The organism is Mesorhizobium sp. WSM4815 (assembly GCF_055811575.1).
The window spans coordinates 1-16,577 of record NZ_JBVVQS010000087.1; the positions used below are offsets into that span (position 1 = coordinate 1).

19 protein-coding genes are annotated in these 16,577 nt (G+C 61.4%); 17 read left to right on the forward strand and 2 right to left on the reverse strand.

The window, feature by feature from the left end; genetic code table 11:
- Positions 1-701: 701 nt before the first annotated feature.
- The 13 genes from AC0L2B_RS10175 to AC0L2B_RS10235 all read left to right on the forward strand — a co-directional run bounded on the left by AC0L2B_RS10175 (position 702) and on the right by AC0L2B_RS10235 (position 12,890).
- Positions 702-1,010 (forward strand): hypothetical protein, encoded by a 309-nt coding sequence (locus tag AC0L2B_RS10175; protein WP_473745216.1) that lies wholly within the window; start codon positions 702-704, stop codon positions 1,008-1,010.
- A gap of 297 nt (positions 1,011-1,307) precedes the next feature.
- Positions 1,308-4,037 (forward strand): ATP-binding protein, encoded by a 2,730-nt coding sequence (locus tag AC0L2B_RS10180; RefSeq protein WP_473745217.1) that lies wholly within the window; start codon positions 1,308-1,310, stop codon positions 4,035-4,037.
- 76 nt (positions 4,038-4,113) lie between these two features.
- Positions 4,114-5,094 (forward strand): alpha/beta fold hydrolase, encoded by a 981-nt coding sequence (locus tag AC0L2B_RS10185; protein ID WP_473745218.1) that lies wholly within the window; start codon positions 4,114-4,116, stop codon positions 5,092-5,094.
- Positions 5,095-5,240: 146 nt separating this feature from the next.
- Entirely contained in the window at positions 5,241-6,071 is an 831-nt protein-coding gene (locus AC0L2B_RS10190; RefSeq protein ID WP_473745351.1) for an alpha/beta fold hydrolase, read from the forward strand.
- A gap of 25 nt (positions 6,072-6,096) precedes the next feature.
- Positions 6,097-6,666 (forward strand): alpha/beta fold hydrolase, encoded by a 570-nt coding sequence (locus AC0L2B_RS10195; RefSeq protein WP_473745219.1) that lies wholly within the window; start codon positions 6,097-6,099, stop codon positions 6,664-6,666.
- Positions 6,667-6,740: 74 nt separating this feature from the next.
- Entirely contained in the window at positions 6,741-6,971 is a 231-nt protein-coding gene (locus AC0L2B_RS10200; protein WP_473745353.1) for a serine aminopeptidase domain-containing protein, read from the forward strand.
- Between the two features lie 16 nt (positions 6,972-6,987).
- Positions 6,988-7,536, forward strand: coding sequence for a type 1 glutamine amidotransferase family protein (locus AC0L2B_RS10205; protein ID WP_473745220.1), 549 nt, complete (start codon positions 6,988-6,990; stop codon positions 7,534-7,536).
- A 634-nt stretch (positions 7,537-8,170) separates the two neighbouring features.
- Positions 8,171-8,920 (forward strand): SDR family NAD(P)-dependent oxidoreductase, encoded by a 750-nt coding sequence (locus AC0L2B_RS10210; RefSeq protein WP_473745221.1) that lies wholly within the window; start codon positions 8,171-8,173, stop codon positions 8,918-8,920.
- A 276-nt stretch (positions 8,921-9,196) separates the two neighbouring features.
- Positions 9,197-10,165, forward strand: coding sequence for an MBL fold metallo-hydrolase (locus AC0L2B_RS10215; protein ID WP_473745222.1), 969 nt, complete (start codon positions 9,197-9,199; stop codon positions 10,163-10,165).
- 186 nt (positions 10,166-10,351) lie between these two features.
- Positions 10,352-10,816: a nuclear transport factor 2 family protein gene (locus tag AC0L2B_RS10220; RefSeq protein ID WP_473745223.1), complete on the forward strand. Its 465-nt coding sequence runs from the start codon at positions 10,352-10,354 to the stop codon at positions 10,814-10,816.
- A gap of 29 nt (positions 10,817-10,845) precedes the next feature.
- Positions 10,846-11,052: a hypothetical protein gene (locus tag AC0L2B_RS10225; protein WP_473745225.1), complete on the forward strand. Its 207-nt coding sequence runs from the start codon at positions 10,846-10,848 to the stop codon at positions 11,050-11,052.
- A gap of 77 nt (positions 11,053-11,129) precedes the next feature.
- Positions 11,130-11,585, forward strand: coding sequence for a DUF983 domain-containing protein (locus tag AC0L2B_RS10230; RefSeq protein ID WP_473745227.1), 456 nt, complete (start codon positions 11,130-11,132; stop codon positions 11,583-11,585).
- A gap of 222 nt (positions 11,586-11,807) precedes the next feature.
- On the forward strand, positions 11,808-12,890 hold the full coding sequence (locus AC0L2B_RS10235; RefSeq protein WP_473745229.1) for a sensor histidine kinase: 1,083 nt from the start codon (positions 11,808-11,810) through the stop codon (positions 12,888-12,890).
- Positions 12,891-13,288: 398 nt separating this feature from the next.
- On the opposite strand, the gene AC0L2B_RS10240 is transcribed toward AC0L2B_RS10235, so the two are convergent.
- Positions 13,289-13,453 carry a hypothetical protein gene (locus tag AC0L2B_RS10240; protein WP_473745231.1) on the reverse strand — a complete coding sequence of 55 codons (165 nt, stop codon included), beginning with the start codon at positions 13,451-13,453 and terminating at the stop codon, positions 13,289-13,291.
- A 144-nt stretch (positions 13,454-13,597) separates the two neighbouring features.
- On the opposite strand from AC0L2B_RS10240, the gene AC0L2B_RS10245 reads away from it, so the two are divergent.
- On the forward strand, positions 13,598-13,858 hold the full coding sequence (locus tag AC0L2B_RS10245; RefSeq protein WP_473745233.1) for a hypothetical protein: 261 nt from the start codon (positions 13,598-13,600) through the stop codon (positions 13,856-13,858).
- A 4-nt stretch (positions 13,859-13,862) separates the two neighbouring features.
- The gene (locus tag AC0L2B_RS10250) at positions 13,863-14,123 is read left to right on the forward strand and encodes a hypothetical protein (RefSeq protein ID WP_473492941.1); all 261 of its coding nucleotides are present in this window, start codon (positions 13,863-13,865) and stop codon (positions 14,121-14,123) included.
- On the opposite strand, the gene AC0L2B_RS10255 is transcribed toward AC0L2B_RS10250, so the two are convergent.
- Positions 14,120-14,833 carry an SOS response-associated peptidase gene (locus tag AC0L2B_RS10255; protein WP_473745235.1) on the reverse strand — a complete coding sequence of 238 codons (714 nt, stop codon included), beginning with the start codon at positions 14,831-14,833 and terminating at the stop codon, positions 14,120-14,122. The two genes, AC0L2B_RS10250 and AC0L2B_RS10255, sit on opposite strands and share 4 nt — an antisense overlap.
- 292 nt (positions 14,834-15,125) lie before the next feature.
- Here AC0L2B_RS10255 and AC0L2B_RS10260 point away from each other — a divergent pair, with 292 nt between their 5' ends.
- The gene (locus tag AC0L2B_RS10260; RefSeq protein ID WP_473745237.1) at positions 15,126-15,563 is read left to right on the forward strand and encodes a hypothetical protein; all 438 of its coding nucleotides are present in this window, start codon (positions 15,126-15,128) and stop codon (positions 15,561-15,563) included.
- A 167-nt stretch (positions 15,564-15,730) separates the two neighbouring features.
- Positions 15,731-16,501 (forward strand): septum site-determining protein MinC, encoded by a 771-nt coding sequence (gene minC, locus AC0L2B_RS10265; RefSeq protein ID WP_091598979.1) that lies wholly within the window; start codon positions 15,731-15,733, stop codon positions 16,499-16,501.
- The last annotated feature ends 76 nt before the right edge of the window (positions 16,502-16,577 follow it).

A 16,577-nucleotide genomic window follows, 5' to 3' on the forward strand; every position in this document is an offset into this window, starting at 1 on the left:
CATAGCCATCGCCTGTGGCCCGCGGGTTCCTTCCTCGGGGACTTTCGTACGCCTGCCGGCGCCCGAAACTCTTCACGACAGCGGACTGGCAGCTTCGGGCTGCGAATATTCAACAGCGGACATTCAAGTTGGTGTGGGCATCGTCGTGACCTGACCCATTCGAGACCTTCATTCTCGGTGTTGCGAATGGCAGCAACGCGCACCATCTCGGTCGTTCACGGCAGTCCTGTGCATAAGCGGACGTCGATGGTGCACACGCCACGGGCGGCTTTGCGCTGCATGTCGGCCATTGAGATGGTCTCTGACGCTTCCCGGAAGCGGATATCACAGGATCCTCGAGCTGATAGGTCTCTGTGGCGCCACCAGCGCGATCAGATCGCTTTCCGCGACTGCCCGGCAGACGCCCGAAAAGACCGGTAGGGTCATCACTACCTGTCTACGACGACCGGCCTTCGCCAACGCGGGTATCCCCCATGACAGAGAACCCTGACAAGCGGTGCCTGCTTACGCAACCGCAAGAGGCGGCATCAGCATCTCCGCGAAGAAGTCGCTTGCGGTGGTCCGGAAGGTTCCCTGGGCCGTCGCCGGATCGAGGTGGTCGGCAGATTTGCCCTCCAAAATCGCACAATAGCATCACCGTCATCGAGTTCAAACGACCGCAGCGGGACGACTACACCGGCGACGACAATCCGCTCAGACAAGTGTTCGAACAGATACAGCTCATTCGCGGTGGCCAGTTCAAGGATGACAATGGCCGGCCGTTGTCGGTTGCGGGGGACAAGATACCCGCTTTCGCTTACGTCGTCTGCGACATCACGCCGAGCATGCACGCCGAGCTGAAGATGTCGGACGCGATGCCTACGCCGGACCAGCGCTCCTATTACGGCTATCACCGGACCTTCGGGATCTATTTCGAGGTCATCGACTACGGCCGGCTTCTTGCCGATGCCAAGCGTCGCAACCGCGTCTTCTTCGACCGCCTGAACCTCATGGACGCGCAGCTCCCCTAGAATTCGACCGAAAAGGGTCGTGTAGGGGATCGACATGCGCCGTGTCCCCAACTGTCGCGTTCTGCCGCGAGGACGGACGGATTTAGACGTAGCCGTGAACTAATTTGAACGTCCGCTTTCAGGAAGCCGCCACAAGTGGGCAAATGGCGGGAATCAGGCGCGTTGCCGACCGTCAGAGTCGGGGCCGAAGCGAACGTTGGAACCAAGGCGTGCAAGTCATGAATCCAAGGTATAGCTTCACACAGACCTGCTTCTCGTGGAAATCTGAAACTTCGTTGCACCCACTAGGTTTGGAATGTGATCCCGGGCGCCGCACTCTCCTTTGGTTCGTTTACGCTGGTGCCGGCCGAGCGCCTGCTTATGCGGGGCGACGAAAGGCTGAGGATTGGCAGCCGCGCTTTGGATATCCTCATCGTCCTGGTGTCGCGCGCCGGAGAGATCGTTTCCAAAGACGAGCTCGTCTCCCAGGTCTGGCGAAACATGTTCGTCGAGGAAAACAACCTGCGCGTCCACATCACGTCGCTGCGCAAGATTCTCGGCGAGGGCCCCGAGGCGCAGCAATATATCTCGAACATTCCAAATCGCGGCTACAGCTTCGTGGCGCCGGTCACGCGCAAGGAGTCGCCGACGCGGGCCGATGGCCAGCAACCCACGATAGCCCGACTGCCGCTACCCCGGCTGGCCAGCCGCATCATCGGGAGAGAGGCGGTTCTCGATCAGCTCGAGGGGCAGCTGCCCGAGCAAAGGCTGCTCACCCTCGTCGGTCCGGGAGGCATTGGAAAGACGACAGTAGCGCTCGCTCTTGCTCAACGCCTGGATGATGGTTATTCGGACGGCACGGCGTTCGTCGATTTCTCCGGGATTGCCAATGGAGCGCTGATCACCGAGCTGATCGCCACCGCAGCGGGCTTAGTGCTCGCTTCGACCGATCCGCTCGCTGAGCTGGCGAACAAGCTTAGTCATCGCTCGATGCTCCTCGTCCTCGACTGCTGCGAGCACCTCATCGACGAAGTCGCGGCGATCGCCGAGGAACTGATCACCAGGACGCGGCACGTGACGATCCTGGCGACCAGCAGGGAGCCGCTTCGGGTCGCGCCCGAATGGGTTCTGCGCTTGCCGCCGCTGGACTGCCCGGGACCGGACGAGAAGCTGGATGCGGCAAGGGCCCTGGATTTTGCTGCGGTCCAGCTGTTCGTCGAGCGCGCTTCGGCAAGCCTTGGAGGTTATTCTTTGAGCGACGCCGACGCCCCGGTGGTGGCCGATATCTGCCGCCGCCTCGATGGCATCGTGCTCGCTATCGAACTGGCTGCGGGGCGCGTTGATACGTTCGGCATTGCCGGCGTTTTGGAATCGCTGCGGTCTAATTTCGACATCCTGACGCGTGGACGACGCACGGCTCTGCCACGCCACCAGACGCTTCGCGCGACGATGGAGTGGAGCTTTTCCCTGCTTTCCCCGGCACAGCAGGCCGCTCTCGCGCAGCTTTCGGTGTTTAATCAGGATTTTACGCTGGCGGCGGCCCGCGCAGTGGTGTCGGGTGAAAGTGGCGGCGACGTCGAAGAGTGCATCATCGACCTTGCCGCGAAGTCGCTCGTGGTCGTTGATCGCAATGCCTATCCGGTGCGCTATCGCCTGCTTGACATGACTCGCGCCTACGCAGCCGAGAAATTTTCGGTCGCCGTGTCGCGGGAAGACGCTTCGCGCCGCCATGCAGTCCACTATCGGAGCCTGCTCGAATGCGCCGCGCCGCATGAGCAGGACGCCGGCTGGGTGGACGGCTTCGCCCGCGACGTCGGCAATCTCAGGGCTGCGCTCGACTGGTGCTTCTCGCCGGGCGGCGACGCGGCGGCCGGCGTTGCAATGACAGTCGCGGCAATTCCGTTGTGGTACCATCTTTCGCTGGTCGACGAATGCCTGCTGCGGGTGAGGCAGGCGCTGGGTTGGCTCGAACAACAGCCCGACGCCGATCAGCAAAGCCTGATGCGGCTTCATGCGGCGCTTGGCTTTCCGCACATGCGCGCGATTTCGGGCCGTCCAGGTGGCGCGGAAGCTTGGACACGTTCGTTCGAGATCGCCCAGAAGGTCGATGATGTCGACTTCCAGCTGCGCGCGCTTTGGGCGCTGTGGGTAGATCGGACGAATGGTGGCGAACCGCGTGGCGCGCTCGAGAAGGCCGAGGCCTTCTGCGCGCTGTCTGAGCGTTCGGCCGACGACTCGGACCGGCTGATCGGCGAGAGGATGAAGGCAAGGGCGCTGCATCTGCTTGGCGATCAGCCAGCCGCGGAAAGACATGTGCGGCGCATGCTGGATGCCTATCGCCCGCCGTCGAACGGATCGCATCTGGCGCGCTTTCAATATGATCAGCGCATCACCGCGCGGATCACGCTGGCGCGCGTGCTGTGGCTGCGCGGCAAAGCTGAAGAGGCCCTGCGTGAGATCGACGATCTGGTCAGCGCCGCTCTTGCCGCGGGCCACAATCTCACATTGTGCCACGCCCTGTCGGACGCCGCCTGTCCGGTGTCACTGATGGCCGGTGACCTCGCACGCGCCGAGCGCTATACGGACATGCTGCATCGGCGCACGCACGACCACGCGCTCGACGTTTGGCATGCCTATGCCGAATGTTTCGAGGGCGATATCCTGATTCGAACCGGAGACGCCGCAACGGGCGTCACACTCGTCGGCGAAGCTCTCGACCGGCTGGATCGTGCGGGATTCTATCTTTACCACACTGTCTTCCAATCGATACTCGCCTCCGGGCTGGCGAGGATTGGCCAGGAGCTGGAAGCCGTGGCGCTGCTCGACGACGCTCTGGCGCGCTGCAGGTCGAGTGGCGAGGCTTGGTACTGCCCGGAACTGCTGCACCAGAAAGGCAAGATACTTGCCGAACAGGCCTCGCGCCCGACTGAGGCCCGGCTGCTCCTCCAGCGCGCGATCGAAATGGCGCGAGATCAAGGCGCGTTGGCCCTGGAGGCGCGTTCGGTGGCCAGTCTGGTAACGCTAAACAAGCTGGTTAGCGCCGTTTAGCAACGATTAACTGGTTCACGCCGCTCCACTGCGAAACTGTCTCGTCATCGAACGAAGCGCGCGGAGGGAAAGAGCGATGACTTCAACCCGCAGTACATCCTTACGTCAAGCGGTCGTCGCCGGTCTGGCCGGCACTGCACTGCTCGCCGTCCTGATCACCTCGACGACGGCCAACCCGACCACCTCGGCAGAACCCAGCCAGACTGGGTTCTGCGACGCCGCCTGCGTGGAGACGAAAACGTTCGACGTCGACGGCGTCGCCTACGCCTACCGGACGCTCGGGACGCCGTCCGGAACGCCTCTGGTTTTCCTCAACCGCTTTCGCGGGACGATGGACGAATGGGACCCGGCATTCCTCGATCATGTCGCGGCAAGCCGATACGTCGTCATATTCGACAATATCGGCGTGGCCCGCTCCGGCGGCGACGCCCCTCTCTGCATGGCCGATTGGGCGAGGAGCGCCGGCGCCTTTATCGACGGCCTGGGTTTCAAGCAGGTCGATCTGCTGGGCTTCTCCTTCGGCGGCCTCGTCGCGCAGGAACTGACGCTCCAGCGGCCCGGCCTCGTGCGCAGGCTGGTCATCGCCGGTAGCGGCGCGGGCTATGTCGAGGGCGCAAACCTGAATCTCATGGCGATTGAGGTCGCCACCAAGCCGACAAACACAGACGACGACTTCCTCTTCCTCTTTTTCAAGGACATGCAAACCAGCCAGGCGGCCGGACGTGCGCACCTCGCTCGGCTACGGGAGCGCAAGGAGTCATTTGCGAGGCTAGTGAGCGAAAAAACCTGGAAGGCGATGCTTGCCGCCGCAGGGGATCTAGGGACGCCGGAAACATGGCTTCTCAATCGTGTCGGGGCGATCCGCCAGCCGGTGCTGGTGGCGAACGGGAACGAAGACGTCATGATCCCGACGCTCCAGTCTTACGCCCTGGCGCAGGCGATCCCGAACGCGCGGCTGATCGTCTACCCGGACTCCGGCCACGCCTTCCTGTTCCAGTACCCGCGCGAGTTCGGCGACGAGGTCATTCGCTTCCTCGGCGAGGAGTCACAGCCGTGAGCGCCACCCTGCATCCGATCCAACTCACCCGCCGCGAGATGCTCGCAGCAGGCATCACCGCCGGAGCGGCGACCCTTCTGCCGGCATACGCTGCGCAGGCGATTTCCGCCGAATCCACCACTCAACCCAGCGAAGGACGACAGAACATGGGCTTCATCACCACGAAGGACGGCACCGAGATTTTCTATAAGGACTGGGGTTCGAAGGACGCACAGCCGATCGTCTTCCATCACGGCTGGCCGCTCAGCGCCGACGACTGGGACAACCAGATGCTGTTCTTCCTGCACAACGGCTACCGGGTCATCGCGCATGATCGCCGCGGCCACGGCCGCTCAACACAGTCCGACACCGGCAACGAGATGGACACCTACGCGGCCGACGTTGCCGAACTGGCCGAGGCGCTCGACCTGAAGAATGCCGTCCATATCGGCCATTCGACCGGCGGCGGCGAGGTCGCGCATTACGTAGCTCGCGCAAAACCGGGTCGCGTCGCCAAAGCGGTGCTGATAGGCGCAGTGCCGCCGATCATGGTGAAATCCGCCAAGAACCCGGGCGGCCTGCCGATCGAGGTGTTCGACGGGTTTCGCGCGGCGCTGGTCGCGAACCGGGCGCAATTCTACTACGACGTGCCCTCCGGTCCCTTCTACGGTTTCAACCGGCCGGGCGTGAAGGTTTCGCAGGGCATCATCGACAATTGGTGGCGGCAGGGCATGATGGGCGGCGCCAAAGCGCACTACGATTGCATCAAGGCGTTCTCGGAAACCGACTTCACCGACGACCTGGAGAAGATCGATGTTCCGGTGCTCGTCATGCACGGCGACGACGATCAGATCGTGCCGTACGGCGACTCCGCTCCGCTGTCCGCCAAGCTTCTCAGGAACGGAACGCTGAAGACCTATGCCGGTCTTCCGCATGGCCTGTGCACGACGCATCCCGACATCGTCAACGCGGACCTGCTCGCCTTCATCAAGAGCTGACCGCAAGCGAAAGAGGAGACTTGCCATGACCTCGACCACGACCGCTATGGCGGAGGAATATCTGGAGCGCGCGGACGGCCCAAGGATCTTCGTGCGCTCTTGGCACCCTGCGTCCAGACCGAGCGCGGTCGTGGCGATTTGCCACGGCGTTAACTCACATAGCGGCCAGTACTTCTGGGCCGCCGAGCAGATGGCCGCCGCCGGCCACGCCGTCTACGCCCTCGACTTGCGCGGTCGCGGGAAGTCCGACGGCGAGCGGTTTTTCGTCGAGAACGTCACTGAGTATGTCGACGATCTATCGATGCTGATCCAGCTCGCCAAGCAGCGGGAGCCCGGATTGCCTGTCTTCCTGCTGGGCCACAGTGCAGGCGGCGTGGTCTCGACTACCTATGCGCTGGACCATCAGGCCGAGCTCTCCGGATTCATATGCGAGAGCTTTGCGTTCCAGGTGTACGCGCCGGATTTCGCTCTCGTGGTCGTCAAGGGGCTCAGCCACGTCGCGCCGCATTTTCACGTCCTGCGGCTGAACAACGAGGATTTTTTCGCGCGATGCGGCGATTGTGACGTCGATGAACGACGATCCGTTGATCGATAAGGAGGTCCAGCCGACGAGCACAGTCGCAGCACTGATTCGCGCAAACGAGCGGCTGAAAGCGCGACTTTCCGCTGATCACGCTGCCGGTCTTGATCTTACACGGCACGGCAGACAAGGCAACCAAGCTTGCCGGCAGCCAGCTGTTCTTCGACACCGCCGGCTCCGCCGACAAGACGCTGAAGCTCTACCCGGGCCACTTCCACGACCTGCTCAACGATCTCGGCCGCAAGGAGGTGATCGCCCACGTGCTGCGATGGATCGCCGCGCGCGTGCCGGTGCGGTTGGCATTGGCCGGAGTCGAGTGATTGTCAGGGGGCCGAGATGACGTCCACGGGCGCGCCGCTTCGCATAGCCGTCATGCTCAGTCGGTCCTCGGAAGCCGGCAACGTCGGGCTCGAGCAGTTCCTGGGGGTCTACTACGCGCTTCAGGATGCGGGCGCCGAGGTGCTTGTAGCGTCGATGTGCGGCGGCTACGCCTGGCCCACACGTTTCACGCGACTGGGAGCGGAAGCCGACGAGCTTGCAAGGCGGTTCCAGGCCGACCGCCGCGCCCGTGACGATCTCGCCAACACGCTCAGATTCGGCGAGCTGTTCGAGGAGGATTTTCACGGCGGTTTCTGCATCGGCGAGCCGGGCGCGCTCTGGCGCGACGCTGATCGCGACTCGGCCGCGGCGCTGATCGCTCAGTTCCTGCAGGCAGGCAAGCCGATCGCCGTTCTACCGAGCCTGCTGGATATCCTCCCCAAGGGCGCGGGAGATGGCCTGCTCATCCTCGGCGACGGGGCCTGGCCGCCGTCTGCCGCCGTCGCTGCGCTGTTGGCTGCAGCCACCAGACAATTCGAGATCAGGAGATTGGGCCATGAGACTTGATCGACGCACCTTCCTTGCCGGCGCCGCCGGGTTTGTCGGCTGCTCTTCAGTGCGGCCATGGCGCGCCATGGCCGCCTCGCCCCACCGCTTCCGCCACGGTTCCTTCAACATCACGGTGCTGAGCGACGGCCATTTTATGCTGCCGGCGGAGGTCGTCGCACCGGACGCGATGCCTGCCGAATGGGTCGACATCGAGAAACGGCTTGGCGGGAGCAGCGGCGCCATCGATGCGAAATGCAACGTTCCGCTGATCCGGACCGAGAAGGACCTGATCCTCTTCGACCTTGGAACCGACGACCCACAAGGACCGGCTGAACCAGGACATCCTGGATTTCATCAAAGGGTGAGTCTCCCGGCGAGGCCCTCTAGCCCGACACTACATGGCGTAGGAGAGCACGATGCCCAATGCGCATACAATCAATTTGTCTCGCCGCGGCTTCCGCCTGTGCTGCCTAGCCTCGGCTATTTTCGCCGAGGCGGGAGGTTGGCTGGCGCCGAGACAGTTCATGATGAATCCCGCCTTCTTCACCAGGCTCGCTTACGCGGGCGTATGACCAGCCCGGCGAGGAGCACTGCAGCTTTCAGTTAAAACATTAAACCGCTGCCTCCGCAGCCATGCGCACTGGAACCCATCATGGGAAAATTAGACGGAAAGATCGCTCTCGTTACCGGCGGAAATAGCGGTATCGGCCTGGCAAGTGCAAAGCGCTTTATGGAGGAGGGCGCGTACGTGTTCATAACGGGACGGCGCCAGCCCGAACTGGATAAAGCCGTCGCGTCGTTAGGTGACAACGTCACTGGAGTTCGCAGCGATGTTTCCAGTGCTCAGGACCTCGACCGACTGTATGAGACCATCACGGCCCAGAAGGGCCGCATCGACATCCTCTTCGCAAATGCCGGGCTTGGCGAGTTCATGCCGCTGGGCGACATTACCGAGACGCATTTCGACACAACCTTCGGCGTCAATGTTAAAGGCACGCTTTTTACCGTGCAGAAGGCATTGCCGCTGATGCAGGGCGGTGGCTCGATTATTTTAACCGGTTCCACTACTGGAAGCCACGGATCCCCTGCTTTCAGCGTCTACGGCGCGAGCAAAGCAGCGATTCGCAGCTTCGCCCGGAGCTGGATTCTCGATCTGAAAGGTTCCGGGATCCGGGTGAACGTCCTGTCGCCGGGCGCGACTTCGACGCCGGGTTTGCACGGCTTAACGCCTGATCTCGAACAAGGTCGTCAGATGACGGAGTTTTTAATCGCCCAGACTCCTCTGGGACGCATGGGACGTCCGAACGAAATCGCAGCAGCGGCGCTTTTCTTGGCGTCGGAAGAAAGCAGCTTTGTAAATGGCGTCGAATTCTTTGTCGACGGCGGTATGGCGCAAGTATGAGCGTCCAAGATGCGGGCCCGGCTCTTATTTTAACTGGTACTACACAAGGTAATGGACATGACCGAAAGCCCGACTTTGTGCTCCGAGCAGCCAGATCTTCTGCTCAAGAACCCAGATAGTAATTGGGCATCTATGGGTGGCCACCGACGACGCGCCGGTGAAAGTCTATCTGTCCAGCGCGTGTGGAGAGCGTAAGCGCCGGGTTGATGCGCCCGCACGCCAAAATCAACCCCGATACCAGTGCCGAAGAGAACTTTCGTTCAGCAGGAGAAACTCATGACAAATCTTTCGCGCAGAGCCTTTGCCTTCGCAATCCCCGCGGTCCCAGTTGCACTAGGCTCCGCTTTGGCCGCCAGCGTGAATACCGCGAAAGCGCGGACTGCCGATCCCAGAACGCTCGTCCCCTCAGCACAAATCAGGATCGGCCGCTTCACCGTAACCGCGCTGGTGGACGGGTTTGCCGATATGCCCTTCGGCTATTTCCCCGGGAGCATGCCCGAACAAGTTGAGGAACGAGCGCAGGCGATATCGGCGGCGAAGCCCGGAGGCATCCGCTTCGTGTTTAACCAGTATCTCGTCGATGACGGCGAGCGCCTGATCCTGATCGACACCGGCCCCGCCGGCGCGATGGGCAAAACGGGACAGCTCCCTGGTGCGCTCGAAACAATGGGAATCACGAGAGAAGATATTGGGGCGGTCATCGTCACGCATATGCATGTCGATCACCTCGGCGGCCTGGTGGCCGGTGGAAGCCGGAACTTCCCGAATTCTGACGTGTACGTCGATCGCCGTGACGTCGCGTACTGGACTGATCCCGCGAAGAGAATTTCAGCTCCGGAGTTCCTAAAACCCAGCTTCGATGCATCTTTGGAACTGGTCCGCCTCTATCCAAACCTGCAGGCAATGGATGGGGAACGTCAGATCACACCGGGCGTCTCGATCATCGACCTGACCGGCCACACGCCCGGGCACATCGGAGTCCGCATCGAGGATGGCGGACAAAGTCTGCTGATGGTTTCGGACATGCTCTTCCCGGTTGTCCATCCATCGAATCCGGAGGTCGGCTTCCTGTTCGAGCAGGACCGACCGGCCGCGCAGATCATGCGCGAACGATTTTTTCCGCGTGCGGCCGAGGAAAAAGCCCTGGTCGCAGCCACCCACATGCCTTTCCCAGGATTGGGACGGATCGTGACCGACGGCGGAAAGATGCGTTGGATACCAGCCGAGTGGGCTTTTCAGGAATGAGCCCGACCGCCTGCTTTGCAGCACATCATTCCGCAACAAACTCACCAAAGGTGCGGTGAACCCACGTCAAGGAGCCGACGGCGGCGATTGGCGAAGGCGAAGTGCTGCAGTGCTGCGCAGTCCCCGTCTCGTTTCCTGCGACCACCCTCCCATCCTTTCAGCGCTACACAAACAAGGAACTTACCAATGTCCCGTCCGCCGCTTCCCCCTTTCAACGAACAGTCCGCCATCGAGAAGGTCCGCCTTGCCGAAGATGGCTGGAACAGCCGCGATGCCGCCAAAGTGGCGCTTGCCTATACAGTCGACACGCGCTGGCGCAATCGCGCCGAATTCGCAACCAACCGTGCCGAGGCTGAGGCCTTCCTGACGCGCAAATGGAACCGCGAGCTCGATTATCGCCTGATCAAGGAGCTTTGGGCCTTTCAGGGTAACCGCATTGCCGTTCGCTATGCCTATGAATACCACGACGACAGCGGTCAGTGGTTTCGTGCCTATGGCAACGAGAATTGGGAGTTCGCCGATGACGGGCTAATGCGCGCGCGCCATGCCAGCATCAACGAGCATCCGATCGCGGAAGCGGGTCGCAAGTTCCGTTGGCCGCTCGGCCGCCGACCGGACGATCACCCAGGCTTGAGCGACTTCGGCTTTTAAGCGAGACCCGGATCAAGGAGGTCACCGCCGTGGCAGGCTTCAAGCTCGATGCGAAGGCACGGCTGTCGATCGAGCTCGCGCTTACCGCCGGACGCGATGATCGCATTTTTGTCCGGCAGCAGGAGGAAGAAGCGAAGGCTCGGCGCGCGACGTCAAAGAGATCCCTGCTCGCCAACGGCGCGTGGAACGTCCAACGGCGAAGTGGTTCTGGCCAGTATTTCCAGGCAAACGCGTGAAGGGACAATCACTGGAGATTGAGCACGATTCAGGCCGACGCCCATGCTCGTTCAATCGGCAATCTTGAGGACCAATTATGACTGACGAATGGCCTCCACTTAAACCGGTTCTCACTGGTGTACGCGGTTTGTGCCCCCGTTGCGGGAAAGGGCATCTTTTCAACGGGTTCCTGACGCTTAAGCCTAAATGCGAAGTGTGCGATCTCGACTTCTCGTTTGCAGATCCCGCTGATGGTCCCGCGTTCTTCGTAATCTGCTTTGCGTGTGTGCCGAGTGTTCTTCTTGGCGTATGGCAGCAGGTCGCTTTTGACACACCGTACTGGGTCCATCTGCTGACCACGCTGCCCTTCATGCTCATCACTTGCATCCCCCCGCTTCGGCCTCTCAAAGGTTGGCTCATCGCGAGCCAGTATTTCTATAAGGCTGAGGAAGGCAAGATCGACCGCGATTACGTGAGGCCTCGGCACGCTTCGTCCGGCGACGGCGAGGAAATCACACCTGCTGCCGTACCGACCTCTAGCGACGACTCATAAAGATGCGTTGGATACCAGCCGAGTGGGCTCATCCGGACCTAGGAGCACGCGCGTCATCGTTGACGATACCGTTCGCGGTTTCACCAACAATCATGAAACGATCAAATGCGTTCAACGCCAAACCCACAGCCGGGGTGTTGTAGCCTTGATCAGATGTCAGGCGTATAACTAACTTCACGGGTACGGCTATTGCTACACGGCGAAAAGGACCGGGTTCAACGGATGACATCCGACGATAATAGGCACGAGCCTGTCGAACAATTGCTCGACACTCCCGAACTTGCGACTGCGCTCGAAAGTGAACAGTTCAAGAAGTTCCTCGACCAAGTTCCTATCGCAATTGCGGTATCGGATCTGAGGGATCGCGAGACGGTGGTCTACGCCAATCCAGAATTCGAGAAGCTTTCCGGGCTTGCCGCCGCTCGCCTTGAGCAGGAGAATTGGAACGGGCTTTCGGGGAGTGCGGTGAAAGCGCCCTTCGATCAGCGGATCGATGAAGCGATTGTCACACAAACGGACTTCATTGGAACCTTCCGCCTCGAGCGCAAAGGCTCAGGTTCAGCGATCGTAGACGCCTATTCGAACGTCATCGAGGACGACGATGGCAAGCTCTGCTTTCGGCTTGTCGCCCTGGTGGATGTGTCTGCCCATAGCGAGGCGGACAAACTGTCCATTGAGGAGCGGATCCGGGAGAAAGATACGCTCCTCCGCGAGCTGCAGCACAGGGTCAAGAACAACCTGCAAATGATCACTGCGCTCATCCGAATGGAAACTCGAAACGCAGTCGAGCCAGACAAGACGCGATTTGAGCGGCTGGCTGGGCGCGTTGACGCACTCGCGATCCTGTATCAAGCGCTGTCTGGTGAGGATGACAAGAACGAGATCGATTTGGGCGTCTATCTGAGCCAGATAGCCTCCGCCGTGATGACCTCTCACGCGGTGGAGGGTATCCGCCTCGACATGAAGGTCGACACCTATCCGGTTTCGATAAATGTCGCCATGCCGACAGGACTGGTTGTGAACGAGCTTCTCACAAACGCGCTGAAGCATGCCTTCAGAGGTCGGAAGGGAGGGATAATCACGCTGCGGAGCATAGTTGACGGCAATGGTTGCCGGGTCGTGGTCGCTGACGACGGTATCGGTCTGCCTGAGGGTGTGACATGGCCCGCACCCGGTAAACTCGGAGCCCTCATCGCGCGGTCGCTGAGCGAAAATGCCAAGGCGCAGTTCGACGTCACCTCGGCCGTCGGTGAAGGAACCAAGGTGACCATCATCTTCAAGCGGTCGGCTGCGGTCGCCGGCTGAATAGATCATGGAGCCGGCTCGATCGGAATCGCCATTACTGGCATAAACCGCCCGCGGTAGGATCTACGGATTTATCATCGGGCCGCCGCCCTGGGGTTGTAGGGAAAGCGAGACGCACCGCCAGAGCCTCTGAGAGATCTGCGACTGAGGTCGACTGCACGAACGAATGGTGATGTGGCCCCGCCTCCCGATCCAAGGACCGCTTCGGGATCGAGAACTGCACCTTTAACTGGGCGGGCTCGAAGGTCCGAAAGTGCGCAACCAGGACCAATAGCTTCGCGCTGCCGATGTCCGCTTTCGAGTAACAGCGAAATTGCTTCGAATGACCAAGATAGGCGCTAAGCCGACCTTCGAACGGCACGATTGAACACGCGTCCTGCTACCGTCATCTCTAGCGCTTACCGCGTCGCCCGGCGCCGTCCACGGCGGCAAAGCCGCTCCTGCAGATGCCCGTTCAGCACGATCATTTCCTTGAGTGCCTTCACCGCGTCGCCCTTGTGCTGTGCAATGAATTTTTCTGCGATTACCTGAAGGGCGACCTCCTGCCGGCTGTCCGGCGTCACGTCCAGGGCGGCTATGCCTCCAACAGTTTCTGTTCAAATTGAACAAAACGGGAACAAAAATGTCAAGTGTGAATTGACTCGGCGAGGAATGTCTTCCTATTTGTCAGAGGTGGGGCGGTTGCTCACAAACTGGGGAGAGCCGCGATGGGCAGACGAAAAAGCCGGTTCGACAGGCTGTCGGCGAGGCATGCCGAGGCGATCATCAGCGACGCTCTCAGCCTGCGCAGGACGGTGCTTGCGTCGCAACTGCATCTGAAGGCGCAAGGCGAACTGTTTTGGCAGCTTTGCGGGCTTGTCGAAAAATTGCATGAGGTGATGGCCAGCGTAGCGGAGAAGGAGCCCGATTTCCGGATGCCGGATCTTGGCCTGCTTCCGCTTCCCAAGGGCTATTTGACTCGGAAATGAGGCCATGGCCGGGCCGATGGACAGCGTTGGACGTGCCGCGAAGGCCAACATGCTGCTGATCGTCGAGTGCGGCCACTGCTACCATGTCGGGCGTTTTCGGGCCAACGACGTGGCCAAGGTGGTGGGCTGGAACAAGCCGCTGGAAGCCATCAGGTTCAGGTGCAAACGATGCAGCCGCAAGGACACCACCGTTCGCACCCAGTTCGTCGACCAGGACCATCCGCCAAAAGGCTACATCTGGGTGCTGCAGAAATTCAAGCTTTAGAACAGCGAACCCTGTACCGGCGCCTGTGGCGCCTGCGGCGGAAATTTTATCTGCGTCGCCGGCTTGTCGACGATCACCAGCGCGTCGTCCGCTGCCGTGCGCTGCAGGTGCCTGGCCTGCGACCACGGCGCGGTCAGCCAGGTCTCGGTTTCCTCCTGCGTCGTCAGGATCACGGGCATCGCCTTCTCGTGGATCGGCGCGATCAGGGCGTTGGGCCTGGTGGTCAGAAAGCCGTAGAGCTCGAACTCGCCCGGTCCGTCCTTGATCTTGCGCACGCCTTGCCAGCGCGTCCACAGGCCGGCGAAGAAGAACAGCGGCCGCGCCTTGCTCAGCGCGAACCAGTAGTTTTTCTGGATACCGGTATCCGGATCCTTGTCGCCCGGCGTTGGGCTCGGTTCGGCAAAACTGGTGAGCGGCACCACGCAGCGGTTCTCGACGCCGAGATATTGCTGCCAGTGGCCATATTGCGGGTTGCGGATGTTGGTGGTGCCGTAGTCGGCCTTGCCCTTCACGCGCTCGATCGGCGTCGGCATGCCCCACAGCAGCTTGGCCAGCTCGCGCGTCCCGTCCGGCGCATTGCGCACCACCGGGCCGGGCTGGTTGGGATAGATGTCGATGGAGGGCTCGAGATTGCCGAGACTATCGCGCAGGGCGCGGGTCCACTGGCGGATCGCCTCCTGGCTGGTGGTGATGTTGTAGAGGTTGCACATATCGAGCCCCGGGGATGTTCAGGCATCTTGCGGGAAAGGGCAGGTAATTTCCAGCGCTTGTCCATTCGGCTGGTGATACGCTACCCCAGCCCACAGCGCCGCGATCACCGCCGCCATCCCGGCGGGTCGACCGCGGCAGAAGGATACTGCCGCGCAAGCGGCAACCGCTGGCTCCGCTTACGCAACGCACACCGCTCGCGCGCGTTCTATCCATTAGGAGGAGCACGGCCATCAGGAGGAGCATGGGATGTGACAGCTGGTCTCATGCGCTCACAATCGGAGGCAAACCACGATGTCCAAGTTTAGAGATGCCCTTGACCGCGGCAAGGAAGCTCGCCGTGAGCACGAGGAAAAGGTCGGCAATGAGAAGCCCGAAGGGGTGGACTTCGGCGCGCAAGCAAGGGCCTGGCTAAACGACGTCGTGGTTGCGTCGCTGGAAACGGCCAGGGCTGACGTAGCAGGCGAGGTGGCCGTCGAGATGGACACCGCGCCACGCCGCCAAGCCAAAGCATCAACACCATCTATTCGGTTCAGGATCTACAGGAAGCGGGGAACGGAAAAGGAGGTGGTCGGAAGGACGTTCACGGTCAACGTGCAGCTGAGTGGACAAGTGTCGGTCTCTTCGCCCGGGATGGTGGCGAGAAAAGTGGGAAACATCGGGGATAGGGCTGACGAGCGGTTCTCTAGCTTGCTGGCGGAACTGATCGAGGATGCAGCGAAGGGCACTTAGCCAGCAAGGTGTCGAGAAGGGGCTGGCAATTCCAGCGCTGTCCGCTGGCTGCTGACACCGCCGGGCCTGTCAGTAACAGCTTTCCGGATGCCGCAAACTCCCCTTCCGTTAACCTTTCGTTAACCATGGCTGGCTAGCGTTTACCTATCAGTAAGGAATCGCTGTCCGTGACCTTCGCCGCCCCCGTCGAGACCAAATCCATTCGCTTTCGCGCCCGCTCCTTCGTCGCCTTCACGCTCACCCCGGAGACGCCGCTTTCGGAGTGGCTGGAAAGTCTCGACCGCTGGATCGGCAATTCTCCCGGCTATTTTGCCGGCCGCCCGGTGGTGCTCAACCTCAACACGCTGAAGCCCGCGGTCAGCCAGATCGAGGCGCTGGTTGCTGAGCTTGGGCTGCGCGGCATCCGCATCTATGCCATCGAGCTCGACGGCAACACGGTGCTTGAGCCCAGTCTGCCGCCTGTGCTGATCGGCGCCAAGGAAGCCACAGCCGGGCTGCTCATGCAGGCCGACCAAAAGGCTGCCGGCAGGCCGGAAGAGACGGGCAGGGCGGAAGAAGGCAGGGCGGAACCGGGCAAGCGGTCAGAAGACAGGGTGCCGGAAGCGCCGGCCACGCTGATGGTCAAGACGCCGATCCGCTCGGGCCAGTCGATCTTCCACGCGCATGGCGATGTCATCGTGCTGGGCTCCGTTGCCTCCGGTTCCGAGATCGTCGCCGCCGGCTCGATCCATGTCTACGGCACGCTGCGCGGGCGGGCGTCGGCCGGTGTGCTCGGCCATTCGGCGGCGCGCATCTTCTGTCGCAAAAACGAGGCCGAACTGCTGTCGGTCGACGGCTGGTATTGCACCGCCGAGGAGATGGAGCCGGCCTTGCGTGGAAAAGCGGTGCAGGCGTTTCTGGAAAAAGACACGCTGCGCATCGCGCCGTTCAGCCAATGAAGGTACCCGAAAGTACGCAGCGGTTTTGAAATAGAAATAAAGACTTAAGCGCATCGCATAAATCAAACGCTTAACA

Coding starts and splice junctions, on each gene's coding strand:
- AC0L2B_RS10185 (WP_473745218.1), top strand. CDS start 4,114: ATGACTTCAACCCGCAGTACATCCTTACGTCAAGCGGTCGTCGCCGGT.
- AC0L2B_RS10190 (WP_473745351.1), top strand. CDS start 5,241: ATGGGCTTCATCACCACGAAGGACGGCACCGAGATTTTCTATAAGGAC.
- AC0L2B_RS10195 (WP_473745219.1), top strand. CDS start 6,097: ATGACCTCGACCACGACCGCTATGGCGGAGGAATATCTGGAGCGCGCG.
- AC0L2B_RS10205 (WP_473745220.1), top strand. CDS start 6,988: ATGACGTCCACGGGCGCGCCGCTTCGCATAGCCGTCATGCTCAGTCGG.
- AC0L2B_RS10210 (WP_473745221.1), top strand. CDS start 8,171: ATGGGAAAATTAGACGGAAAGATCGCTCTCGTTACCGGCGGAAATAGC.
- AC0L2B_RS10215 (WP_473745222.1), top strand. CDS start 9,197: ATGACAAATCTTTCGCGCAGAGCCTTTGCCTTCGCAATCCCCGCGGTC.
- AC0L2B_RS10220 (WP_473745223.1), top strand. CDS start 10,352: ATGTCCCGTCCGCCGCTTCCCCCTTTCAACGAACAGTCCGCCATCGAG.
- AC0L2B_RS10230 (WP_473745227.1), top strand. CDS start 11,130: ATGACTGACGAATGGCCTCCACTTAAACCGGTTCTCACTGGTGTACGC.
- AC0L2B_RS10235 (WP_473745229.1), top strand. CDS start 11,808: ATGACATCCGACGATAATAGGCACGAGCCTGTCGAACAATTGCTCGAC.
- AC0L2B_RS10245 (WP_473745233.1), top strand. CDS start 13,598: ATGGGCAGACGAAAAAGCCGGTTCGACAGGCTGTCGGCGAGGCATGCC.
- AC0L2B_RS10250 (WP_473492941.1), top strand. CDS start 13,863: ATGGCCGGGCCGATGGACAGCGTTGGACGTGCCGCGAAGGCCAACATG.
- AC0L2B_RS10255 (WP_473745235.1), bottom strand. CDS start 14,833: ATGTGCAACCTCTACAACATCACCACCAGCCAGGAGGCGATCCGCCAG.
- AC0L2B_RS10260 (WP_473745237.1), top strand. CDS start 15,126: ATGTCCAAGTTTAGAGATGCCCTTGACCGCGGCAAGGAAGCTCGCCGT.